The sequence below is a fragment of the Neorhizobium sp. PAMB6716 genome (assembly GCF_058242805.1).
Genome location: NZ_CM177835.1, coordinates 310945 through 328359, shown reverse-complemented (window position 1 = coordinate 328359; position 17415 = coordinate 310945). Strand labels below are relative to the sequence as shown.

Sequence of the window (17415 nt, the reverse complement as noted above, 5' to 3'; positions counted from 1 at the left end):
CCATGCTTTACGATCTGTCGCTGCACATGGGTTATCACTACGAGGCGGCCGCCTCCGGCGCGCGGCATATGCTGCGTCTCATGCCGCTGTCGCTTCCCGACCGGCAAAGACTGATTGCGGGATCGCTGACCGTCTCGCCAACGGCCGACGAGCGCAGCACATTTACCGATTTCTTTGGCCAGCAGACGACATCCATCCTGTTTCGTGCCCTGCATGACCGGCTGGATATCCGCATGCAGGCGCGCGTGCAGGTGGAAAGCGTGGCCCTAACGGCCGACCTTTCGCCGGAACTCCCAAAACTGCGCCAGGAGCTGCAGAACCTTCTTTCGGTCGATGCCACCTCGCCGCACCACCTGTCGGGCGCCAGCCCGCTTTTGCCGGATGTGGCCGAAATTGCCGCCTATGCCCGCGAGGGGTTAAAGCCGGGCCAGACGGTGCGCGAAATCGCCACGGCGCTCTGCGCCCGCATCCACAAGGACTTCAAATACGATCCCGATGCCACCACCGTCGATACGACCCCGCGCGACGGGTTCCGGCTGAAGCGGGGCGTCTGCCAGGATTTTTCCCATATCATGATTGTCGCCCTTCGCAGCCTGGGCATTCCCGCCGGGTATGTCAGCGGTTTCCTGCGCACGCTGCCGCCGCCCGGCAAGGAGCGGCTGGAGGGCGCCGATGCCATGCATGCCTGGGTCAGGATCTGGTGCGGCAAGGCCGCCGGTTATATCGAGCTTGACCCGACCAACAATATTGCCGCCAGCTGCGATCATATCGTTGTCGGTTACGGCCGCGATTATTCCGATGTCGCGCCGGTGATTGGCGTGGTGAAAAGCTATGGCAAACACAAGACCGAACAGGCCGTCGACGTCATCCCGGTCAAGGCCTGAGACGCCCGGTTCTGGTGCGGCTTGATCAAATACAACCGAATATATTAGGGATTTTCAGAGGCCTCGGCGCCTATCCAGTCCATCGGTTCTGATTGATGGGTTGATGGAGGCGATAATGGCGAGGTTTTCCCTTCACGGGCTGCTTTGCGACCGAAGCGGCAATTTCGCTCTGATGACCGCCATTCTCCTGCCGGTGCTGATCGGCGGCACAGGCATTGCCGTCGATGTCACCCATGTCATGCAGCAGAAGTCAAACCTGCAATCGATTGCCGACGCCGCAACGCTGGCGGCAGCGTCCCGCATGTCGAATGAAGATTTGAGCGAAGAGAGTGCCATGGCGATGGCGCGGAACTATCTCACGAGCCAGTACCTGGCCGATCTCGAGCAGTCGGGCGCATCGAAGGCTGAACTGGATGCCGCACGCGAGGCGCTGGTAGCAAAAACGGAGATTGCCGCCACGACCACCGCCACCGGTGGCTCCTCAAAGGCTTTCGAGGTCACGCTTTCAACCGGCACCCTTGTGCCGCTGAGCGCCCTGACCCGCGTTCTCGGATTTGAGACCATGCCGGTCAACGTGACCAGCACGGCTGAGAGCGCACGCGAGGGTAATGCGCTATCGATGTTGCTTGTGCTCGACGAATCCGGCTCCATGGCAGAGGACACCACGACGCTCGATCCCGTCAACCCGACAAAGACAGTCAGCGTGCAGGAACAGTATTCCTGCGGCTGGCGGACCTGCACGCGGCCGGGCACAGCAACCGTTGCCAATTACGTCACGAAGATTTCAGCCCTCAAATCCGCCGCAGCCGTGATGTTTGCCGAGTTGAAAAAGGCGTCAGCCCCGGACACGACAAATGCCAGCGCGCAGGAGACGGCTGCCCGCACCCTCATGCGCATCGGTGCCGTCTCCTATACCCACGAAACACAGACGCCGCAGGAACCGGCCTGGGGCACGACGGCGGCTGCCGCATACGTGACCGCCCTGCCGGCAGTGCCGGCCGGCGGCACGGATGCAAGCGGCGCGATGGCCGTTGCCTTCTCCGACCTGAAATCGGCCAATCCTGCCGAAGCCAGGGCCCACAAGGCCAAGGGTAATGACAATTTTGCCCGTTTCATCGTGCTGATGACCGATGGTGAAATGACCGGCTACAGCAACGCCTGGAACCGCTCGATCGATGACAAGGTGCGCGCCGCCTGCCAGCAGGCCAAGGACGACAAGATCACCATCTTTACCGTGGCCTTCATGGCGCCTGATCGCGGCAAGGCGCTGCTGCAGGCCTGCGCCAGCGGCCCCGACAATTATTATGCCTCTTCCGACATGAGCGACCTGGTGACGGCGTTCGGCGATATCGGCCGCAAGGCCGCAAGGACAGCGGTGCGGCTGACCAACTAAGCTCTTGCGGCAATGCAGCTTGCTGCGGCAGCCGATCAGACAGCCTGCGGCTTGTCGTTTTTTCTCAGGATGTTGAGGGGTTTCCAGCGCACGACACGATGAACGCCAAGAACATTGCAGAGGATGATTGCAAGTGCCTGCCAACGATGCATAAACTGTGTTCCGACACCATGGCGGATTGTTCGTTGAGAACCGTCCCTCCTCGTTTCAGAAAGCAAAGTTGGGTGATCTCATGAACAACAGCGTTTCCCCGGTCGATATCCCGCAGCCGGCACCCCGCAGCTCGAACCCGGAGATCATGGCCGAAGAAATCATCGAGCGCCTGACCTACCGCATCGGCAAGGATGCCAAGGTCGCAAAACCGCACGACTGGTTGACGGCAACGATCCTGGTGGTGCGCGACCGCATCATCGATCGCTGGATGGAATCGACCCGCAAGGTCTATGCGACCGGCGACAAGCGCGTCTATTATCTGTCGCTGGAGTTCCTCATCGGCCGCCTGATGCGCGATGCCGTGAGCAATCTCGGCCTGATGGAAGAAATCACCGATGCGCTGACCTCGCTCGGCGTCGATATCAACGTGATTTCCGGGCTTGAGCCTGATGCAGCGCTCGGCAATGGTGGTCTCGGCCGACTGGCTGCCTGTTTCATGGAGAGCATGGCCACCGTCGAAATTCCCGCCTACGGCTACGGCATTCGTTATGTCCACGGCCTGTTTCGCCAGCAGATGGCTGACGGCTGGCAGGTGGAACTGCCGGAAACCTGGCTTGCCCACGGCAACCCCTGGGAATTCGAGCGCCGTGAAAGCTCCTACGAGATCGGTTACGGCGGATCGGTGGAAAGCGTCGGCGGTTACGACGATGTGCCGCGTTATGTGTGGAAGCCGGCCGAGCGTGTCATCGCCATGGCCTATGATACGCCGATCGTCGGCTGGCGCGGCAAACGCGTCAATACGCTGCGCCTCTGGTCGGCGCAGCCGATCGACCCGATCCTACTCGATGCCTTTAATGCCGGCGACCACATCGGGGCGCTGCGTGAAAGCAACAAGGCCGAAGCCCTGACCCGCGTTCTTTATCCGGCAGACGCCAATCCGGCAGGTCAGGAACTGCGCCTGCGCCAGGAATATTTCTTCTCGTCAGCGTCACTGCAGGACATCCTGCGCCGCCACCTGCAACAATATCCCGATTTCACCAACCTGCACGACAAGGTGGCGATCCAGCTCAACGACACCCACCCGGCCATTTCGATTGCCGAACTCATCCGCCTTCTCGTTGACGTGCATGGCATGGACATGGAAGAGGCCTGGGAAATCACCCGCAAGACCTTCTCCTACACCAACCACACGCTTTTGCCCGAAGCGCTGGAAAGCTGGCCCGTGCCGCTGTTCGAGCGCCTTTTACCGCGCCTGATGCAGATCGTTTATGCGATCAACACCAAGATCCTGCTCGATGCGCGCAAGGGCAAGAAGTTCAGCGACGGGCAGATCCGCTCGATCTCGCTGATCGACGAAAACGGCGACCGGCGCGTGCGCATGGGCAACCTTGCCTTTGTCGGCTCGCACTCCATCAACGGCGTCTCGGCGCTGCACACTGAGTTGATGAAGGAAACGGTGTTTGCCGACCTTCATGCGCTTTACCCGGCGCGCATCAACAACAAGACCAACGGCATTACGCCGCGCCGCTGGCTGATGCAGTGCAATCCGGGGCTTACCGGGCTCCTGCGCGAGACGATCGGCGACAGTTTCGAGGATGACACCGACGCGCTGAAGGCGCTCGATGCCTTTGCCGATGACAAGACTTTCCAGGAAAAGTTCGCCGCCGTGAAGCGGGCAAACAAGGTGAAGCTTGCCAACCTTGTTGGCAGCCGCATGGGCATCAGGCTTGATCCGTCGGCCATGTTCGACATCCAGATCAAGCGCATCCATGAATACAAACGCCAGCTCCTCAATATCGTCGAAGCCGTAGCGCTCTACGACCAGATCCGCTCGCATCCGGAACTCGACTGGGTGCCGCGCGTAAAACTGTTCGCCGGCAAGGCGGCGCCGAGCTATCACAATGCCAAGCTGATCATCAAGCTCGCCAATGACGTGGCCCGCGTGATCAACAACGATCCGGCCGTACGTGGCCTGTTGAAGGTCGTGTTCATCCCGAACTACAATGTCACGCTGGCGGAAACCATTGTGCCGGCAGCCGATCTCTCCGAACAGATCTCAACGGCGGGCATGGAAGCGTCCGGCACCGGCAACATGAAGTTTGCGCTGAACGGCGCGCTCACCATCGGCACGCTCGACGGGGCCAATGTCGAAATGCGCGACCATGTTGGGGCCGAAAACATCGTGATCTTCGGCATGACGGCAGAAGAAGTGTCGCGTGTGCGGACCGAAGGGTATGATCCCCGCGCCATCATCGAAGGCTCGCGCGAACTTTCGCAGGCGCTGGCTGCGATTGCCTCCGGCGTGTTTTCGCCCGACGACCGCTCGCGTTTTGCCGAACTGATCGACGGCATCTACACCAGCGACTGGTTCCTCGTGGCAGGTGATTTCGACGCCTATGCCAACGCGCAGCGCGAGGTAGACCAGATCTGGGCCGACCAGACGTCCTGGTACGGCAAGACGATCCGCAACACCGCGCGCATGGGCTGGTTCTCTTCCGACCGCACCATCCGCCAGTATGCGACGGAGATCTGGAGAGCCTGATGAACCAGACGCCCACACACCTCGGCAAGGACGCACCAGGCACGACTGAACTTTCCCTTCCCGAGATCGAGGCGATCATCCGCGGTTCACACGGCAATCCCTTCGCAGTTCTCGGCACCCACAAAGCCGGCAGCGGGGTTATTGCCCGCTGTTTCATTCCAGGCGCGGAAGCCGTCACCGCGCTTTCGCTCGATGGAGCCGAGATTGGCGAACTGACACTGCGCCACGCCGACGGTTTTTTCGAAGGCGTGGTGTCGCTTGCCGCACCCCGCGGCATCCGTTACCGCGCAAGGCGTGGTGACGTGGAATGGGCGCTGACCGACCCCTATAGTTTTGGCCCGGTGCTCGGCCCGATGGACGACTATTTCTTGCGCGAGGGGTCGCATCTGCGGCTGTTCGACAAGATGGGCGCGCATCCGCTAAAACATGAGGGCGTGGACGGGTTCCACTTTGCCGTCTGGGCGCCCAATGCCGCACGCGTTTCGGTGGTCGGCGATTTCAATGCCTGGGACGGGCGTCGCCACGTGATGCGGTTGCGCGTCGATACCGGTATCTGGGAAATCTTTGCGCCGGATGTGCGCCCCGGTGCGACCTACAAATTCGAGATCGTCGGCAAAACCGGTGAAGTGTTGCCGCTGAAGGCCGATCCTTATGCGCGCCGTGCCGAGCTTCGCCCGCAGACCGCCTCCGTCGCTACGCCGGAACTGGTGCAGAAATGGGAGGATGCCGCCCACCGCGAGTTCTGGGCCAAGGCCGATCATCGCCGCCAGCCGATTTCCATCTACGAAGTGCATGCCGGATCGTGGAAACGCCGCGCTGACGGCACCTTCATGAGCTGGGACGAACTGGCGACCGATCTCATCCCTTACGTGGTCGACATGGGTTTTACCCATATCGAATTCCTGCCCATCACCGAACATCCCTATGATCCCTCGTGGGGTTACCAGACGACCGGGCTTTATGCCCCGAGCGCCCGGTTCGGCGAGCCGGAAGGGTTTGCCCGCTTCGTCAACGGCTGTCACAAGGTTGGCGTCGGCGTGATCCTCGACTGGGTGCCGGCGCATTTCCCGACCGATGCCCACGGGCTTCGCGAGTTTGACGGCACCGCCCTTTACGAACATGCCGATCCCCGCCAGGGTTTTCACCCGGACTGGAATACGGCGATCTACAATTTCGGCCGGCTGGAAGTGCTCGCCTACCTCGTCAACAATGCGCTCTACTGGTCGGAGAAATTCCACCTCGACGGGCTGCGGGTCGATGCGGTCGCCTCGATGCTTTACCTTGATTATTCGCGCAAGGATGGCGAGTGGGTGCCCAACGAATATGGCGGGCGCGAAAATCTCGAGACGGTGCGTTTCCTCCAGAAGCTCAATACCGTGAGCTATTCCACCCATCCCGGCGTCATGACCATTGCCGAGGAAAGCACGTCCTGGCCAAAGGTGTCGCATCCGGTGCATGAAGGCGGGCTGGGCTTCGGCTTCAAGTGGAACATGGGCTTCATGCATGACACGCTGAGCTACCTGAAGCGGGAGCCGGTGCATCGCAAGCACCATCATAACGAGCTGACCTTCGGCCTGCTCTACGGTTTTTCGGAAAACTTCGTGCTGCCGCTGAGCCACGATGAGGTGGTCCACGGCAAGGGTTCACTGATTGCCAAAATGGCCGGCGACGACTGGCAGAAGTTTGCCAATCTGCGCGCCTATTACGGTTTCATGTGGGGTTATCCCGGCAAGAAACTGCTGTTCATGGGGCAGGAGTTTGCCCAGTGGAGCGAATGGAGCGAGGCGCGGTCGCTCGACTGGAACCTTCTGCATTACAACCCGCACGAGGGCATGCGCCGGCTGGTGCGCGATCTCAACTTCACCTACCGCTCCAAGAAGGCGCTGCACCAGCGCGACTGCGAACCGGAAGGGTTCGAGTGGCTGATTGCCGACGATTCGGAAAACTCTGTTTATGCGTGGCTGCGCAAGGCGCCGGGTGAAAAGCCGGTGGCTGTCATCACCAACTTCACCCCGGTCCTGCGTGAGAACTACCGCGTGCCGCTGCCGAGCGCCGGCCGCTGGCGCGAGGTTTTAAACACCGATGCGGAAATCTATGGCGGCAGCGGCAAGGGCAATGGCGGCAAGGTGCAGGCGGTGTCTGCCGGCGGCGTCATCCATGCGGAGGTCACATTGCCGCCGCTTGCCACCATCATGCTGGAACCGGAAATCTGAGCACCAAAAACTATAGGGAGGGATATCAATGACAACAAAACGAGTACAGCCGCTGGCACGCGATGCCATGGCCTATGTGTTGGCCGGCGGCCGGGGGAGCCGCCTGAAGGAACTGACAGACCGGCGCGCCAAGCCGGCCGTCTATTTTGGCGGCAAGGCCCGCATCATCGATTTTGCCCTCTCCAACGCCCTGAATTCCGGTATCCGCCGCATTGGCGTTGCCACCCAGTACAAAGCCCATTCGCTGATCCGCCACCTGCAACGCGGCTGGGACTTTTTTCGCCCGGAGCGGAATGAGAGCTTTGACATCCTGCCGGCCTCGCAGCGCGTTTCCGAAACGCAGTGGTATGAAGGCACGGCCGATGCGGTGTTCCAGAACATCGACATCATCGAGCCCTATAACCCGGAATACATGGTGATCCTCGCCGGTGACCACATCTACAAGATGGACTACGAGCTGATGCTGCAGCAGCACGTGGACTCCGGCGCCGACGTGACCATCGGCTGCCTGGAAGTGCCGCGCATGGAAGCAACCGGCTTCGGCGTCATGCATGTGGATGACAAGGACCGGATCATCGCCTTCGTGGAAAAACCCGCCGATCCGCCGGGCATGCCCGACAAGCCGGATTTTGCGCTGGCCTCCATGGGCATCTACGTCTTCCACACGAAATTTTTGATGGAATGCCTGCGCCGCGATGCGGCCGACCCCAATTCCAGCCGCGATTTCGGCAAGGACATCATTCCGTGGATTGTGGCGAACGGCAAGGCGGTGGCGCATCGCTTCAACGAATCCTGCGTGCGTTCGGATTTCGAAAAGCAGGCCTACTGGCGCGATGTGGGCACGATCGACGCCTACTGGCAGGCCAATATCGACCTGACCGGCATCGTTCCCGAGCTTGATATCTACGACAAGTCCTGGCCGATCTGGACCTATGCGGAAATCACCCCGCCAGCCAAATTCGTCCATGACGACGAAAACCGTCGTGGCTCGGCCGTCTCCTCGGTTGTTTCAGGCGATTGCATCATTTCCGGCTGCTCGCTTTACAACTCCCTGCTGTTTACCGGGGTCCGGGCCAATTCCTATTCGCGCCTGGAGGGAGCGGTCATCCTGCCGAACGTGCGCATCGGCCGTCATGCCCAGCTTCGCAATGTCGTCATCGATGCCGGTGTAACCATTCCCGAAGGATTGGTGGTCGGTGAAGATGTGGACATGGATGCAAAGCGCTTTCGCCGCAGCGAAAATGGCATCTGCCTGATCACGCAGGCGATGATCGACAAGCTGGACCTCTAGGGCGGATCACGGAGACACGATGAAGGTTCTTTCGGTTGCTTCCGAAATTTTTCCGCTGGTCAAAACCGGGGGGCTCGCCGACGTGGCGGGCGCCCTGCCGCTTGCGCTGAAGGCGCAAGGGGTGGAGACGAAAACGCTGGTGCCGGGTTATCCGGCCGTGATGGCAGCGATTGGCGCCGCGCAATCCATTCTGCGGTTCGAGGACCTTCTGGGATCGCCCGCCGATGTGCTGGAAGCCAGTGTTGGCGGGCTCGACCTGCTGGTTCTTGACGCGCCTGCCCTTTTCGATCGGCCGGGCGGGCCCTATCTCGGCACCGATGGTAAAGATTATCCCGACAACTGGCGCCGCTTTGCGGCCCTTTCCAAGGCTGGCGCCGAGATTGCCGGCGGCGCGCTTGCCGGCTGGCAGCCGGATCTGGTGCATGTGCATGACTGGCAGACCGGGCTTTTGCCCGCCTACATGCTGTACGGCGAGAAGCCGGCTATCCCCAGCGTGATGACCATTCACAACATCGCGTTCCAGGGCAATTTTTCCGCCGCCATCTTCCCCGAGCTTGGGTTGCCGGCGCATGCCCTTGCCATGGAAGGCGTCGAATATTACGGCATGGTCGGTTATCTGAAGGCCGGCCTCCAGACCGCCTGGGCCATCAGCACCGTCAGCCCCTCCTATGCCGAGGAGATCCTGACGCCCGAATTCGGCATGGGGCTGGAGGGCCTGCTCAACCGGCGCACGCTCGACCTTCACGGCATCGTCAACGGCATCGACACGGATGTGTGGAACCCTGCCATCGATCCTCTGATCGAGCGCGATTATTCGGCCGCCGACACCTCGGCAAGACGTGCCAACAAGCGGGCGATGGAGGCGCAGTTCGGCCTTGATCAGGATGACGCGCCGCTGTTTTGCGTCATCTCGCGTCTCACCTGGCAAAAAGGCATGGATCTGGTGGCGGACGCCGTCGATGATCTGGTGGCGCTTGGTGGCAAACTTGCCGTGCTCGGCTCCGGCGACGAGGCGCTGGTGGCTGCCCTTCGTGACGCCGCCGCGCGCCATCCTGGCCGGGTGGCGATCACCGTCGGCTATAACGAACCGCTGTCACACCTGATGCAGGCCGGTTCCGACGCCATTCTCATTCCCTCACGCTTCGAGCCCTGCGGCCTCACCCAGCTTTACGGCCTGCGTTACGGCTGCGTGCCCGTGGTGTCACGGACCGGCGGCTTGAACGATACCGTCATCGACGCCAATCCGGCAGCGCTTGCCAGTGGCAGCGCCACCGGTATCTCCTTCGGCCCCGTCACGCTCGACGGGTTGAAGCGCGCCATCCGCCGCAGCATCCGGCTTTACCGGGAGCCCGACACCTGGGCCTCCCTCCAGACACAAGGCATGGCCAGCGATGTCTCCTGGGACAAGAGCGCTGCCCTTTACGCCAAACTGTATTCCAGTCTTCTACCGAAAGGTTCGCATTGATGATCAAGACCGTTTCCACCACGCCCTATCAGGACCAGAAGCCCGGCACGTCTGGCCTTCGCAAGAAGGTTCCGGTTTTCGCCCAGGAAAACTATGCCGAAAACTTCATCCAGTCGATTTTCGACAGCCTGGAAGGTTTTGAGGGCAAGACGCTGGTGATCGGCGGCGACGGCCGGTATTACAACCGCGAAGTCATCCAGAAGGCGCTGAAAATGGCGGCCGCTGCCGGCTTCGGCAAGGTCATGGTCGGCCAGGGCGGCATTTTGTCGACGCCGGCGGCCTCCCACGTCATCCGCAAATACGGCGCCTTCGGCGGCATCGTTCTGTCTGCCAGCCATAATCCCGGCGGCCCCACCGAAGATTTCGGCATCAAGTACAATATCGGCAATGGCGGACCGGCGCCGGAAAAGATTACCGACGCGATCTTTGCCCGCACCAAGGTGATCGACAGCTACAAGACGGTTGATGTTGCCGATATCGATCTCGATACGGTCGGCAGTTTCGATCTCGCCGGCATGGTGGTCGAGGTCATCGATCCCGTGACCGATTATGCCGACCTCATGGAAACGCTGTTCGATTTTGCAGCCATCCGCGACCTGATCGGTTCCGGTTTCCGCGTTGTCATCGATTCCATGAGCGCGGTGACCGGCCCCTATGCCGTCGAAATCCTCGAAAAGCGTCTCGGCGCCGCCAAGGGCTCGGTGCGCAACGAAATTCCGCTGCCCGATTTCGGCCACCACCACCCGGACCCGAACCTCGTTCACGCCAAGGAACTCTATGACGATGTGATGAGCGCCGAAGGCCCCGATTTCGGCGCCGCTTCCGATGGCGACGGCGACCGCAACATGGTGGTTGGCAAGGGCATGTTCGTGACGCCTTCCGACAGCCTTGCGGTGATTGCCGCCAATGCCACCTGCGCCCCCGGCTACAAGGCCGGCATTGCCGGCATCGCCCGCTCTATGCCCACAAGTGCTGCCGCCGACCGCGTGGCCGAAAAGCTCGGCATCGGCATGTATGAAACGCCGACCGGCTGGAAATATTTTGGCAACTTGATGGATGCCGGCAAGGTCACCGTCTGCGGCGAGGAAAGCTTCGGCACCGGATCGAGCCATGTGCGTGAAAAGGACGGTCTCTGGGCCGTGCTGTTCTGGCTGAACATCGTTGCGGCCCGCAAGGAGAGCGTCAGCCAAATCGTGGAAAGCCATTGGGCCGAATACGGCCGCAACTACTATTCGCGCCACGACTATGAAGAAGTGGATACCGACGCGGCAAACGGCCTTGTTGCCAACCTGCGCGACAAGCTGGCAAGCCTGCCCGGCACGACGTTCGGCGCACTCACCGTCGAAAGCGCCGACGACTTCGCTTATCTCGATCCGGTCGATGGCTCGGTGTCGAAGAACCAGGGCATCCGCATCCTGTTTGCCGGCGGCAGCCGCATCGTCTTCCGCCTGTCGGGCACCGGCACGTCAGGTGCGACGCTTCGCCTTTACGTGGAACGTTATGAGCCGGACGCGTCGCGCCACGGCATCGAGACGCAGGCAGCACTGGCCGACCTCATCGCAGTTGCCGACGAGATCGCCGAGATCAAGACCCGCACCGGCCGCGACGCACCGACGGTGATCACCTGATCCGTAGCTTGCGTGCATCCCTTTGCCTTCAAGCGAAGGGAAGCACTCAGGCTTCGGAAATCTCCGGCTCCACCAGAAATGCCAGCTGCCGAAGCGATTCCTGCCAGCCGAGATAACAGGCGGATTCCGGGATCATGTCCGGGATCCCCGCCTGCATGATGTGGATTTCCGTGCCGACGGTGACCGATTTAAATTCGACGGTGGTGATCATCTCGCCGGGCAGCGCCGGATCGTCGAACTGGTCGGAATAGCTGATCTTGCGATCAGTGACGATTTCCAGATAGGTTCCGCCGAAGGAATGGCTTTGCCGGCTCGAAAAGTTGGTGAAGGACATGCGGAATTTGCCGCCCACCACCGGATTACACTCATGCATGTGGGCGGTGAAACCATGCGGCGGGTTCCATTTCACCATGGCATCCGCATCGGTAAAGGCACGAAAGACACGTTCGACCGGGGCTTTGAAAACACGGTGCAGGCGAATGGTGAAAGGCATGGCTTTTCCTCCTCGTTAAGCGCCACAGGTTATGGTTCGAAAAGTTAGGGCGCACGCGCCACATTTCCCTGCCGGGCGGCGTTTTTTTTAAGGCACCGCTTGAAAACAAAGCCGGAGTGTTCATGACCCATCGCCCGCTCGGCGCCGTTCTTCAGGATGACGGCATCCGGTTTACCGTCTTCTCCGCCCATGCCCAAAAAATCGACCTCTGCCTGTTCGACGGCGAGCGGGAAACGACCCGCCTTCCCCTTTCACCTGACGGTGAAGGCCTGTTCAGCCTTCACGTTGCCGGCATCGAGCCGGGCACGTGCTACGGTTTTCGCGCCGACGGGGTCTACGATCCCGACCGCGGCCTGTGGTTTGATCCCTCCAAGCTGCTGACCGATCCTTATGCGACGGAGCTGGATCGCCCCTACCGGCACGATCCCAGCCTTTCGCAAGTCGGCATCGATACGGCACCGCTGGTGCCGAAGGCCGTGGTGCGGCAGCACGCCCCGGTTCAGCGCGAAAAACCACGCTTTCAGACGGGCGGCCTCATCTATGAAGTTGCCGTGCGGCCCTTCACCATGCTGCATCCGGATGTGCCGGAAAACCAGCGTGGCACGGTGGCAGCCCTTGCCCATCCCGCCATCATCGCGCATCTGAAACGCCTCGGCGTCGATGCGGTGGAACTGATGCCGATCACCGCCTGGATTGATGAACGGCACCTGCCGACACTCGGTCTCACCAACGGTTGGGGCTATAATCCCGTCGCCTTCATGGCGCTCGATCCGCGCCTCGTGCCTGGTGGAATGGCCGAGCTTGCGGCAACCGTCAAAACCCTGCACGACAACGGCATCGGCGTGATCCTCGATCTTGTCTTCAACCATACCGGCGAAAGCGACCGGTTCGGCGCGACGCTGTCGCTGCGCGGGCTCGATAATCTCACCTATTACCATCACATGCCGGATGATCCCGGCGTTCTCGTCAACGATACCGGCACCGGCAATACGGTGGCCTGCGATCATCCGGTGGTGCGCCAGCTGATTGTCGATACCTTGCGCCATTTCGTGATCCATGCCGGCATAGACGGCTTCCGTTTCGATCTCGCGACCATTCTCGGGCGCAGCATGCAGGGCTTTTCCCGCGACAGCGAAACTTTGGCCGCCATTCTTCACGACGAGGTGCTGGCGGATCGGGTGATGATTGCCGAACCCTGGGACATCGGCCCCGGAGGGTACCAGCTCGGTCAATTCCCGGCGCCGTTCCTCGAATGGAACGACCGGGCACGCGACGATATCAGGTGTTTCTGGCGCGGCGATGCGGGCAAGACCGGAACACTCGCCTCTGCCCTTGCCGGCTCCTCGCAGCTGTTTTCAGCCCATGGGCAGACGGCGACGCGCAGTGTGAATTTTCTCGCCGCCCATGACGGGTTCACGCTGATGGATCTCGTCTCCCACGAACACAAGCACAATAAGGCGAACGGCGAGGACAACCGCGACGGCCACAACGAAAACCATTCATGGAACAACGGCGTGGAAGGTGAAAGCCATGATCGTGGCGTGCAGGACGCGCGGCGGGACGATATAAAAGCGCTGCTGGCCACGCTCTTTGCCACGCGCGGCACCATCATGCTGACCGCCGGAGATGAAGGCGGGCGTTCGCAAAAGGGCAACAACAATGCCTATGCGCAGGACAATGCCCTCACCTGGCTGAATTGGGCCTTGCTCGATGACACGCTGGTGACACATACGGCGCAGCTTGCAGCGATGCGCCGGCGATTTTCCGTGTTTTCTGAAACCGGTTTCTTCAAGGGGGATACCGGCGATATCGCCTGGCTGAACGCGCTCGGCCAGCCCATGACCATTGCCGATTGGGAAACGCCGGACTGTGCGCAGTTGACGATGGTTTTGAAGACGCACGACCGGCAGGCCGGCGGCGAAACGTATCTGGCCGTGCTGTTTAACCGTGGGGGGGCGCCCCTCAAGATCAGCCTTCCCGACGGCGAGTGGCAGGATCTTGTCACGGGCGACAGATTCTCCCAGCCCGAATTGCCGCCCCGCAGCGTGGTCTGGGCAAGCAGATGCTGATGTGTGCACTGCACCCTATCGAAGCCTTCGATTTGCTGTAAGACTTTCCCGCAGGTTCATCAACGACAGGAAATGCCATGCCGCGCGAGATTTCGCTGAGCGATGTGAAGGATCTGGTCGGACAGGAAATCGGTGTCTCCGACTGGATCACCGTGGACCAGACGATGATCGATACTTTCGCCGATGCCACTCATGACCACCAGTTCATCCATACCGATCCGGAGCGGGCGGCGGCCGAAAGCCCGTTTGGCGGCACGATCGCGCACGGTTTCCTGACGCTCTCGCTGCTGTCGGCCATGAACTATTCCGCCGTGCCCACGATCCGCGAACAGACGATGGGGCTCAATTACGGGTTTGACAAGATCCGCTTCGGCTCGCCGGTGCGCGCCGGACGGCGGGTGCGCGGGCATTTCACGCTGACCGAGGCCCGCTTTCGCGGCGCCCACATGCTGATGGTCACCTATGACGTGACGGTGGAGATCGAAGAGGAAAAGAAACCGGCGCTTTCCGCCTCCTGGAGCACCATTATCCAGTTCGATCCGAAGGACCGGCCGGATCTCTAAGGTGGTGCCAACGATAAAACAATCCAGACCTGCAACTATAGTCTCTTTGCACGTCTCCATGAAAATTATTTCTTATACTGAAGTCGTACGACGTCGGCTCGGAACAAACCCTGTGGCCTCTGCAAGCTGTTGAGACGATTGCTCTTTACGTCTAAATCTGAATATTTCCCTGCCCTTTGTCAATTAATGATTTCTAAAATATAATATACGCACCGTTCCCGGACAAATGCTTGGGGACGATACACATGCAATTCCGATCACTAAAAATGAAAATCGCCGTTCTTTCCGGCTTCTGCGTCCTCTCGGCGGTGGGCGGGTTATTGGGTTATGGCATTCTGGCGGCCTCAGCAACCAGCACTATGTCAGCGAAAATCTTTCGAAGCTGACACAAGAAATGACGATCAAGAGCTTGAGCACGATCGCTTCCACGCAGGCCGGAACGATCCAGGGAACGTTGAACGAGGCCTTCGATGCCGCCCGCAACACCGCCCGCAGCTTTGAGGCGATGGCCGGCAATACAGCCATTCCGACCGCCGAGCGGCGCGCGCAGTTCAACGCGGTTCTCCTGAACCTGCTCAAGGACAATCCGCAGTTCAATGGCACCTATAGCGCTTGGGAGCCGAATGCGCTGGACGGGCAGGATGACACCTACCGCAACAATGCCAAGGTCGGGTCCGATGCGACCGGCCGTTTCCTGCCCTACTGGACCCGCGGCGCCGATGGCAAGATCGCCATCCAGCCGCTGGTGGAATATGACAGCGCTGACCTTCATCCAAACGGCGTGATGAAGGGCGGCTGGTATCTTGGCCCGAAGAGCGGCAAGGGCGAAAGCATTCTCGATCCGCTGCCCTATATCGTGCAGGGCAAGAACGTCTTTCTCGCCACCATGTCCGTGCCGGTCACCGTCAACGGCAAATTTGCCGGCGTTGCCGGTGCTGACTTCGACCTGTCCTTCGTCCAGCGCCTGGCAGGTGAGGTCAAGGCCGGCCTGTTTGATGGAAAAGCCTCCGTCAGCATCATCAGCTACAAGGGCCTCGTGGTCGCCTCCAGCGAGCGGCCGGATCTTGTTGGCGCCGCCGTTGAAAAGCTCGATCCGTCGCTGAAAGACCTGCTGCCGACCATTCAGGCCGGAAAGCCGGATGCAGCAGAAAGCAACCGGACCTTCCGGGCGCTGGCGCCGATCAAGCTTGGCCGAACAACAACCCCTTGGTCCGTTCTCATTCAGGTGCCGGCGGATGTGGCGCTTGCCCAGGCGACCGCACTCGACACGGCTCTTGCAGGCCGCAACACGACCGCCGCCTGGACGCAGACAGCCGTCGGTCTTGCCGTGCTTCTCGCCGGCATTGCCGCCATGTGGCTGGTGTCGCGCTCCATCTCGCAGCCGATTGCCGCCATGACCAGCGCCATGAAACGTCTGGCAAACGGAGAACTGCAAGTCGACGTTCCCGGAACCGGCCGCCCGGATGAGATCGGCAGCATGGCCGAGGCCGTGCAGATCTTCAAGGAAAACGGCCTGAAGGCCAGAAGGCTGGAAGAAGAGGCCAATCACAATCGCCAGATCAGTGAAGAAGAACGCAACCGCACGTCAACCCTTGACCGCAAGCGCTCCGTTGAGATGCAGCACGCCACCGCCAGCCTTGCGAACGGATTGAAGCAGATTGCTGCCGGTGACCTGACCTTCAGTTTCCGCGACCCCTTCGCCAGCGATTTCGAGGGGCTGCGCAGCGACTTCAACGCTGCCGTGGAGCAGCTACGCGATGCGATGAACTCTGTTGCCGTCACGACAGCGGCCATCGACAGCGGTTCGCGAGAACTGAGCCAGGGCGCCAACGACCTGTCACGACGGACAGAACAGCAGGCCGCAGCACTTGAAGAAACCGCCGCAGCGCTGGACGAGATCACCGTCAACGTGACCAATTCCAGCAAACGCACGCAAGAGGCGCGTGGCGTCGCCCTGCAGGCAACCAGTGCCGCCACGAAATCAGCCGAGGTGGTTTCTCAAGCGGAACTTGCCATGACCAAGATCGAGGAATCGTCACAGCAGATCTCCAACATTATCGGCGTCATCGACGAAATCTCTTTCCAGACCAACCTGCTCGCGCTCAATGCAGGCGTTGAGGCCGCCCGCGCCGGAGAAGCCGGCAAGGGGTTTGCCGTGGTGGCGCAGGAGGTGCGCGAATTGGCTCAGCGTGCGGCAAACGCGGCGCGCGAGATCAAGGGGCTCATCCAGAACTCCTCCAACGAGGTTGAGACTGGCGTGCGCTTGGTGCGTAATGCCGGCGGTGCGCTGAAGACGATCAGCGGCTTTATCGTGGAGATCAACGGCCACATGGATTCCATCGCGACCTCATCGCGGGAGCAGTCCACCGGTCTGATGGAGGTCAACTCGGCGGTCAATTCCATGGACCAGACCACCCAGCAGAACGCCGCGATGGTGGAGCAATCGACAGCGGCATCCTCGTCGCTTGCCCTGGAAGCGGCAAAACTGCGCGACCTTGTGGAACAGTTCCAGCTGGACAATGGCGCTGGTGATGCCCGCGCCCTGCGCGATGTCTCCCGCTCCATGGCGGCCGGCACAAGCCAGGCATCGTCTGCCCGGCCGGCACGCCGCATGGCCACATCAGGCGGTGCAGCCACCAAGGAATGGTCGGATTTCTGATCCAAACAAAAAGGCGCCGCCCGGATATTTCGTGCGGCGCCTTTATGTCTTGTAAACGTAGA

General features: G+C 60.8%; 11 protein-coding genes. 10 read left to right on the top strand and 1 reads right to left on the bottom strand.

All coding sequences use genetic code 11. The features are described 5' to 3' along the window. The first annotated feature begins 2 nt into the window (after positions 1 to 2). From AC4CWH_RS01535 to AC4CWH_RS01505, 7 genes are all read left to right on the top strand, one after another. Complete coding sequence (locus AC4CWH_RS01535; protein ID WP_491320105.1) at positions 3 to 884, top strand: transglutaminase family protein; 882 nt, start codon at positions 3 to 5, stop codon at positions 882 to 884. Positions 885 to 999: 115 nt separating this feature from the next. After that, the gene (locus AC4CWH_RS01530; protein WP_491320104.1) at positions 1000 to 2277 is read left to right on the top strand and encodes a TadE/TadG family type IV pilus assembly protein; all 1278 of its coding nucleotides are present in this window, start codon (positions 1000 to 1002) and stop codon (positions 2275 to 2277) included. A gap of 232 nt (positions 2278 to 2509) precedes the next feature. Then, the gene (locus AC4CWH_RS01525; protein WP_491320103.1) at positions 2510 to 4972 is read left to right on the top strand and encodes a glycogen/starch/alpha-glucan phosphorylase; all 2463 of its coding nucleotides are present in this window, start codon (positions 2510 to 2512) and stop codon (positions 4970 to 4972) included. Beyond that, positions 4972 to 7185, top strand: a complete 2214-nt coding sequence (gene glgB, locus AC4CWH_RS01520) for a 1,4-alpha-glucan branching protein GlgB (protein ID WP_491320102.1) — start codon at positions 4972 to 4974, stop codon at positions 7183 to 7185. The genes AC4CWH_RS01525 and glgB overlap by 1 nt, the downstream gene beginning before the upstream one ends. A 28-nt stretch (positions 7186 to 7213) precedes the next feature. Beyond that, positions 7214 to 8476: a glucose-1-phosphate adenylyltransferase gene (gene glgC / locus AC4CWH_RS01515; RefSeq protein WP_491320101.1), complete on the top strand. Its 1263-nt coding sequence runs from the start codon at positions 7214 to 7216 to the stop codon at positions 8474 to 8476. Between the two features lie 19 nt (positions 8477 to 8495). Next, complete coding sequence (gene glgA, locus AC4CWH_RS01510; RefSeq protein ID WP_491320100.1) at positions 8496 to 9941, top strand: glycogen synthase GlgA; 1446 nt, start codon at positions 8496 to 8498, stop codon at positions 9939 to 9941. After that, entirely contained in the window at positions 9941 to 11569 is a 1629-nt protein-coding gene (locus tag AC4CWH_RS01505) for an alpha-D-glucose phosphate-specific phosphoglucomutase (protein WP_491320099.1), read from the top strand. Before glgA ends, AC4CWH_RS01505 begins: the two co-directional genes overlap by 1 nt. Before the next feature lie 46 nt (positions 11570 to 11615). Here the strand turns inward: AC4CWH_RS01505 and AC4CWH_RS01500 are convergent, their stop codons facing one another. Next, positions 11616 to 12062: an SRPBCC family protein gene (locus AC4CWH_RS01500; protein WP_491320098.1), complete on the bottom strand. Its 447-nt coding sequence runs from the start codon at positions 12060 to 12062 to the stop codon at positions 11616 to 11618. 122 nt (positions 12063 to 12184) lie between these two features. On the opposite strand from AC4CWH_RS01500, the gene glgX reads away from it, so the two are divergent. The 3 genes from glgX to AC4CWH_RS01485 all read left to right on the top strand — a co-directional run bounded on the left by glgX (position 12185) and on the right by AC4CWH_RS01485 (position 17353). Further along, positions 12185 to 14131: a glycogen debranching protein GlgX gene (gene glgX, locus AC4CWH_RS01495; protein ID WP_491320097.1), complete on the top strand. Its 1947-nt coding sequence runs from the start codon at positions 12185 to 12187 to the stop codon at positions 14129 to 14131. A 77-nt stretch (positions 14132 to 14208) separates the two neighbouring features. Beyond that, positions 14209 to 14694, top strand: a complete 486-nt coding sequence (locus AC4CWH_RS01490; RefSeq protein WP_491320096.1) for a MaoC family dehydratase — start codon at positions 14209 to 14211, stop codon at positions 14692 to 14694. Between the two features lie 394 nt (positions 14695 to 15088). Further along, complete coding sequence (locus tag AC4CWH_RS01485) at positions 15089 to 17353, top strand: methyl-accepting chemotaxis protein (protein WP_491320095.1); 2265 nt, start codon at positions 15089 to 15091, stop codon at positions 17351 to 17353. The last annotated feature ends 62 nt before the right edge of the window (positions 17354 to 17415 follow it).

Excerpts from the sequence above, each read along its gene's own strand:
- glgB (WP_491320102.1), top strand. The coding sequence starts at position 4,972 with ATGAACCAGACGCCCACACACCTCGGCAAGGACGCACCAGGCACGACT.
- AC4CWH_RS01535 (WP_491320105.1), top strand. The coding sequence starts at position 3 with ATGCTTTACGATCTGTCGCTGCACATGGGTTATCACTACGAGGCGGCC.
- AC4CWH_RS01525 (WP_491320103.1), top strand. The coding sequence starts at position 2,510 with ATGAACAACAGCGTTTCCCCGGTCGATATCCCGCAGCCGGCACCCCGC.
- glgX (WP_491320097.1), top strand. The coding sequence starts at position 12,185 with ATGACCCATCGCCCGCTCGGCGCCGTTCTTCAGGATGACGGCATCCGG.
- AC4CWH_RS01530 (WP_491320104.1), top strand. The coding sequence starts at position 1,000 with ATGGCGAGGTTTTCCCTTCACGGGCTGCTTTGCGACCGAAGCGGCAAT.
- AC4CWH_RS01505 (WP_491320099.1), top strand. The coding sequence starts at position 9,941 with ATGATCAAGACCGTTTCCACCACGCCCTATCAGGACCAGAAGCCCGGC.
- AC4CWH_RS01485 (WP_491320095.1), top strand. The coding sequence starts at position 15,089 with ATGACGATCAAGAGCTTGAGCACGATCGCTTCCACGCAGGCCGGAACG.
- AC4CWH_RS01500 (WP_491320098.1), bottom strand. The coding sequence starts at position 12,062 with ATGCCTTTCACCATTCGCCTGCACCGTGTTTTCAAAGCCCCGGTCGAA.
- AC4CWH_RS01490 (WP_491320096.1), top strand. The coding sequence starts at position 14,209 with ATGCCGCGCGAGATTTCGCTGAGCGATGTGAAGGATCTGGTCGGACAG.
- glgA (WP_491320100.1), top strand. The coding sequence starts at position 8,496 with ATGAAGGTTCTTTCGGTTGCTTCCGAAATTTTTCCGCTGGTCAAAACC.
- glgC (WP_491320101.1), top strand. The coding sequence starts at position 7,214 with ATGACAACAAAACGAGTACAGCCGCTGGCACGCGATGCCATGGCCTAT.